Genomic DNA, 6,979 nt, shown 5'->3' on the forward strand with positions numbered 1-6,979 from the left:
ACGATCAGCAAGCCGCCTGACCTTCACCCAACGCCATCACATATAGCTCGCCGTGCCCGCGCGCACGCGACAATCAGGCGGCCTTCGTCGTAGGCGTACGCTGCAACTGCCACTCATCTGTAAGCTGCTTGATTTACAGCTTTTCCCAGCATCGTTTCCAACGCAGGTTCCGGAGCACGCATTGTTGCGTTTGGCACAAGTCGAACTCCGCTTTAGGGCGTCCTGCTTGGCGATGGCTGCTTCGCCCATTTTGTCTATCGTGTCAGCTATGTTGATTCTACGTTGCGCCTCGAGCTTTTGCGCACATTCTTCATCGCCGTGGCACTCCTGCCTGAACAGTTCAAGCGTCGTCGTGAACTGAAATCCCGGCCGCGTCGCAATGTAGGCGACACAACCCAGACTGATCGCGAGGCAGATGCAAATGAACAGCCGCGACGGCATTTGTTCCCGCGCTCCTTTGATGGCAGGGACGCGTGTCGGTCGTTGTTGGTCGCCAAAACACTACGGCGTGTAAAATCCCAGCCGTAAGGCCCGCTCCTCAGTTAGGCAGGCCATTGGCAGGTCCCGGTGAGCCCTTAGGCAATTTTTGTACAATCGCATCTCGATCGCATCGTCGAGCAGGCCGAACATAACGAGCAGCGCGAGCGCCACTCCGCCCGCCATCCCAACCGAATAAATTGCCGCGCGCCGCACCTGCGACGCACGGGAAAATTCTTTGCCCACGGAAATTGACTGCTACCAACGACTGCACGAGCGTAAAATACTACTTCTGCCCAACGTCACGGTTCGGGTCAATCGCCGATCTGGAGGAGCGGGCATAAAAAACCCGCCGACCGCGTGAGCCGGCGGGAGTTTGGACTGTAGATTACGCCCGGGTGTCCCGGTCGTGGACGGGTTATATCACGAACGCCTTTGCGCTAAGCGTCAGCGCGCATGATTTCGGAATGCTCTACCGCAAGCGTACGATAGTGCGCGGCCATCTCCCGATAGTGCGCTCGGGAAATTGCATCCTTTGCCTCGTCCGCACGCTTTTCAAACATGGCCGCGCGGTCTCGAAGGTCTACGGGGTTGGCCATCAACGATCTCCTGAGGTCCAACTGCCCACCCAACCATAACTATATGGACGCTAGCGGCGTTGGAGCCAGTCGAAATCTCGTGACATCACGGGAATGGGTTTGGTCGAACCGCGGATGAAGCAGACCGCCGGCGGGTCAGCGCTTCGCTGCGTTGCCAGCCAATTCCATCGCGAGATCTAGAGCTGCGACTCCAATTTGGTCGGTCGGACGCGATCGACAGCGCTGGTCCATCCACGCAACTATCGCTGTAAAGTCACCGCCTCCGACAATTTCTCTATCGCCGCTAACATTCAGACCACTGATGAAGCCAACAACCCAGGATTCGAAAGCGCCTTTTACTACCGCGTTCTTGGTTCTGTTCGTCCAAGCCGAGCACGACTGCGAGCCGGCACCCACGATCGTGGCGCCGGCGCGGAGCGGATTGGTTGGCAGTAGTAGCAAGGCGACGACCGCCAAAACCCTCATCATCAGAACCGGTAAGCTGGGTGTAGAAGACCAGCCTACCGATCTAGGTCGCTCTTGTCAGCCGCAGTAAGACAACCCGAATGCTGGCCACTGCCGGGCACGCTTCCGGTGCAGTCGACGGCGGCGCTTCATTGGTCCCGCTCCGCCAGGATGCGGCGGATCTCGGCCTTCCTGACCAAGGAATGCGGCTCAGCTCTGGTCCGGGTTGCTAAACTAACGGACAGTCCACCGCTGATTTGGTAAAAATCCCATCCCCTTCCGGGCGAAGCTTGCGCCCGGTTCATGTCGTGGGGGTGCTTCCGGAGACCTGAGCGGCTTTTGCTGCTTCTGCGCTTAGGATCGCGTCAATCGTACTTCTTGCCACGACGCTGGACACATGGACTGACGGGTTGCTGTGTAGATCGCCTGGAGGCACATCTTGCCGATGTTATTCCGAAATCCTCCCTGATGTCACCGATGGTAGCGGTCACCCGTTCTTCGAACGACCCATAATCCGAGTTGGCCGGTAGAATAATGAAAGTGGATAGAGACTTCATGCGAAGCGTCGACACGATCGTTTGTCGATGTGCGAAATCGACGCTCCTGTAATTAAAGTATCCGATGCCCTCCTTACGACTGCCATCGCAGTAGCTCTCATCAGTATCGAAGCCCTCCAAGCAGAGTGCGTACAATTCGGTTGAAACTGGCTTCAGTTTGATCAAACTATCGAAGATGCCAATATAGTTGTCGTATTCGTCCTTGGTCCGCGGCCGAATGGCAACTAGGTGATTGGACCCAGTTCGGCCGCGGATAAGGACGAAGGCGTTGGTCAATAGACGTGATCGCCCCGTCCGCACAAAAATACTAGGCTGCGCCTCGCCACGGAGTTGGACAGGTTGGCTGAGGAAGCCATAAAACGAAGCGGTAGCTTCGCTCGATACGAGTGATGCTATTTTCTCAGGGCTTCCCCACTACAGAGGGTCCTGATGAACGATGTCTTCCGGAATCTCACGCAGAAAGCTCTGCCCTTTTTGTAGACGGCGTCCGAGTGTCTCGACAAAACCTTCAAAGCGTTCCCGGCCTTTCAATTGCGCGGTTGCCTGCGCGTCGTTGGGCAATGGCGGCGTGATCGTCAACCAAAAGCGAATGAATAAAGCTAGTGTCTCGGCGGTCAAACCGACGTCGCGCTCGAGCCTCTGCATCTGGCGTGAAAGATGATCAAGGCGGCGTGTAAATGCTGCCTCCCTCCTGTCGGCGCCGTCTGGCGACAGAAACGAGGCCACTGCGGCTTCCACGATCGCCGACCTAGAGAGTTTCTTGCGATCGGCAAGATCCGAGATCTGCTTGAGCAGCTCAGGAGGGAAATAGACGTTCATACGGTTGCGCATTGAACCTCACAGCTCCATACCGTCATTTGGGTCCATGGTCACCTGGCGGGCTAGGCCGCGCATTTGCTGGCGTAGTAGACGAGACTGGCGGATCGCATCATCGTCATCGTCAAGAACTGCCGCAAATTCCTCCGCCGGGGTCGGTTCAGTCACCTCCTTGGCGATTGCAACGTGATCGGGAAGTTCTGGTTCAAGACGGAGCCCGCTGTTGGCCGTGTCCTCCGTGGCACCGCCGGCAAGGGTGGCCGACCCCGCCGCTGTCGTAGGAAGCTGACTCGTGGACCATCCGTCTATTCGCAATGACCGGCCGGCGGTGCTTGGGTCGGGCGGTGGCATTACCCGCTCGGTGAACCGCCGATCTTCGTAGTAGCGCACCTTCTTCGCCCGGATTGGCGCTATGCCTGCGACCATGACGATCTCATCTCCTGGCGGAAGCTGCATCACCTCGCCAGGTGTCAGTAGCGGCCTCGCGGACTCCTGCCGTGAGACCATGAGGTGCCCAAGCCAGGGGTTCAGCCTATGCCCGGCGTAGTTCTTCGTCGCCCGCATTTCGGTCGCGGTACCCAACGCATCGGACACACGTTTGGCGGTGCGCTCGTCATTCGTGGCAAAGCTGACGCGGACGTGGCAGTTGTCGAGAATGGCATTGTTGGGTCCATAGGCCTTCTCGATCTGATTGAGCGATTGCGCGATCAGGAAGCCCTTGATGCCGTAGCCCGCCATAAAGGCGAGAGCGGACTCGAAGAAATCGAGACGCCCAAGCGCCGGGAACTCGTCAAGCATCATCAGGACTCGATGCCGCCGATCACTGACGTGCAAATCCTCGGTCAGGCGGCGGCCGATCTGGTTCAGAACCAAACGGATCAATGGCTTGGTTCGCGAGATATCGGAGGGCGGCACCACGAGGTAGAGCGAGGCGGGACGGGCATCGGCAGTCAGATCAGCGATGCGCCAGTCGCATCGGCGCGTCACCTCGGCCACCACGGGATCGCGATAGAGACCCAGGAAGGACATCGCGGTGGACAGGACGCCCGAGCGTTCGTTCTCCGATTTGTTTAAGAGCTCACGCGCGGTCGAGGCGACTACGGGATGAACGCCCTGGTCGCCGAGGTGCGGCGTCGTCATCATCGCCTTCAAGGTCGCCTCGATCGGCCGCTTCGGGTCGGACAGGAAGCCAACCACGCCGGCTAACGTCTTATCCGCCTCGGCATAGAGGACATGAAGGATGGCGCCAACCAGAAGCGAGTGACTGGTCTTCTCCCAGTGGTTCCGCTTATCGAGCGAGCCTTCGGGGTCGACCAGTACGTCCGCGACGTTCTGGACATCGCGAACCTCCCATGCCCCGCGTCGAACCTCCAGGAGCGGATTGTAGGCTGCAGATTTTGGGTTGGTTGGGTCAAACAGAAGGACCCGGCCCTGCCGCGCGCGGAAGCCGGCGGTCAGCTGCCAGTTCTCACCCTTGATGTCGTGCACGATGGCCGAGCCGGGCCATGCAAGCAGCGAGGGGACGACCAGGCCAACACCTTTGCCAGACCGCGTAGGCGCGAAGCACAGCACGTGCTCTGGACCGTCATGGCGGAGGTAGTCACGGTCAAGTTTGCCAAGCACCACACCGTCCGCCCCGAGCAGGCCAGCCGCCCTCACCTCCTGCGCCTCCGCCCAGCGAGCCGAGCCATAGGTCTCGACAATCTTGGCTTCACGTGCCCGCCGGACCGACATAAAGATCGCCACTGCAATCGAAGCCAAACTCCCCGAGGCCGCGACAAAGGCTCCCTCAACAAACACCCCGGGCGCATAGGCGTCATAGACAAACCACCACCAGAAGAAGACCGGGGGGTAATAGACTTTGAAGCCCGAAAGCTCGAGCCAGGGCCGACCAAGCTCTGGCTGATAGCCCAACCGCCAAGCGGTCCACTCGGTCGCGCCCCAGATGGCCAGCAGAACGATCGAGCCGACCACGAAAATCTGCCCCCAGAGGATTTTGGTCCCGGACATTTTGCGCAACCTTCACAAGTCAATTTGAGAGTTAGCTAGAGGCCCAAGCCGCGTTTGCGGCCAAAACCCCATTCGATGCCGCCGCTGTCCTTCACGACCCCGGAGACATGCTGGCCGAGCCGGCTTTCGAGTTCGCGGGACCAGGGCACCAGTTGAAACCCGAGCCCATTGTCGATCATGGCGAACCGTCCCGAGGTCAGCGTCAGCCGCTGGCGATACGTGCCGGCCACATGCTCACCGGAAGCGGCCTTCACCTGAGGCAGGCCAGTGTCGGCCGAAACCCTTGCGCCCACTCCGTCCAGTTCGCGCCTGCGCAGCGTGTCCAGGAGGTCGCGCTGCAGGATGACGCGCCGGCCCTGCCGCCGCGCCAGACCTTCCTGAACCAGATGCTCAATCCGAGCCTCCATGGCATCGCGGGTCTCGCGGCCAAAGCCGCCCATGGCTAGCGGCAAATGCTCGCGCTCGACCAATCGGTGATCCAGCCATGTCGCGCCTTTCGCGTCGACCTGCGCGCCGAGATCGAAATCGGAACGGGTCGCGAGCACCAAAGTGGGACTGGGATCGTCGGCTTGACCGAAGCGCCGTACCTCGACAATTCCGCCGATTGGCGGAGCATTTTCGAAGGCTTCGATCCCGCGAAGGCGGAAGTGGTGCGCGCGACCGTCTGTTCCGTCGATCACGGCGTAAGCCTCGCCGGTGAACTCGTCATGCAATCCCCGATCGACCAGCCGCCCGATGATCGGGTTCGCTGGCCGTCCGCCTTCGATGACGAAGTCCGAAACACCTCGTGCTTCCCGACGCTCTGTGAAGGCACGGTGCATGGTCTTGATGATGTCGCCGCGCATGCCGAGGTCGCGCAGGCTGCGCTCGGCCTCGAGCCCCACCATCCATTCTCCGGGCGCAGCTGGCGCGGCAAGGCCCATCTTCTTCAGATGCTGTAGGCGGCCCACCATCAGGCGCCGGATTTCGGGATCCGAGCTGCCAGGGGGGGCAGGGCGAAGATCGACATAGCCGGCTTCGTCGGCGGCCAGCCAGATCTCCTGATCGAGCCGGGTCCATCGCTCTGCAATCACTTCCCTCTCCAGTGAATCGCGGATTTCGTGCTCGGGCTTCGGACCTAGTTCGATCGCAACCAGTTCCTCGGCCTGCGAACGAAGGCCACGGCTGATGTAGTCGCGGGAGATCACGAGGTCGGCCCCCTCCTCATCGACTCCCCGAACGAGAAGATGGATGTGAGGGTTGTCTGTGTTCCAATGATCGAGGGCCGCCCAATCGAGCCGCGTACCGAGATCAATCTCCATCTGCTTGGCCAGGTCGCGGGTGAACGCTCTGAGGTCGGTCATACCGCCGGCATCTTCGGGCGAGATGATGAACCGGAAATGGTGGCGGTCGTCCTGACACCGCTCGGCAAAGGCCGCGCCATCCGCACGGTCGCCGGAAGCATCGAACATACTGGCGGGCTCACCACTTCGGGTGACGCCGTCGCGCTTCAGGTACGAAAGATGGGCCGTCAATGGCGCTGAGCGGAAGGATCGCCCCTTGTGGCGAACAACACGCGCCTTCACGACAACACGTCGGGTCGGGCTGGACAACCGGCTTCGGCTGAAGGCTAGCCTGCCGCGGCCAAAGGTCGAGCGCCCATAGGCTGCTGACCGTCTGCCGGAGGCAGCCTGACCCGAGATGTGTCCAGCCTTCTTGGCGGCACGTAACACCTGGCTGATGAATGTTTTGAGCTTGGGCGCGCGCGTGCTGCGGATACGCCCAGGCCGGACACGCAAGTCGCTATCGCGAACGGTCATATCCGGCCCTCAAATGGCGCAAAAGCACCCACAGTGCCGAAGATGTCTTTGATTGCATTGCCCAAAACGCAGAGCGCGGCACGCGTACCGACCGACCGGCACGCCAGAACCCAAGCCATGCCAATGGCTTGCGGTTCGACCGGTGAGCCCCTTTTATCTCGCCATCGCCCGTCGTATCGTAAGCGTCCGGTTCCTGCACACCTTCCTCCTCGTGTGATGTCGTTCCATTTCGGGTTCTCTGCTGCTGTGGAGATTCTCCGGTGGGACCAAAACACTT

General features: G+C 60.3%; 4 protein-coding genes. All 4 read right to left on the bottom strand.

Annotation, left to right across the window (positions count from 1 at the left end; all coding sequences use genetic code 11):
• Positions 1-917 precede the first annotated feature (917 nt).
• Positions 918-1,076 (bottom strand): hypothetical protein, encoded by a 159-nt coding sequence (locus IVB46_RS43570; protein ID WP_157789193.1) that lies wholly within the window; start codon positions 1,074-1,076, stop codon positions 918-920.
• Positions 1,077-2,491: 1,415 nt separating this feature from the next.
• Complete coding sequence (locus IVB46_RS43575; RefSeq protein ID WP_038958611.1) at positions 2,492-2,908, bottom strand: CopG family transcriptional regulator; 417 nt, start codon at positions 2,906-2,908, stop codon at positions 2,492-2,494.
• 6 nt (positions 2,909-2,914) lie between these two features.
• Positions 2,915-4,903, bottom strand: coding sequence for a conjugal transfer protein TraG (locus tag IVB46_RS43580; RefSeq protein ID WP_208069699.1), 1,989 nt, complete (start codon positions 4,901-4,903; stop codon positions 2,915-2,917).
• Positions 4,904-4,938: 35 nt separating this feature from the next.
• A complete protein-coding gene (locus tag IVB46_RS43585) occupies positions 4,939-6,702 on the bottom strand; it encodes a DUF3363 domain-containing protein (RefSeq protein WP_247302162.1) in 1,764 nt (587 codons plus the stop codon).
• Between the last annotated feature and the right edge of the window lie 277 nt (positions 6,703-6,979).

The sequence above is a fragment of the Bradyrhizobium sp. 61 genome, assembly GCF_023073075.1.
GTDB classification, from domain to species: Bacteria; Pseudomonadota; Alphaproteobacteria; order Rhizobiales; family Xanthobacteraceae; genus Bradyrhizobium; species Bradyrhizobium barranii.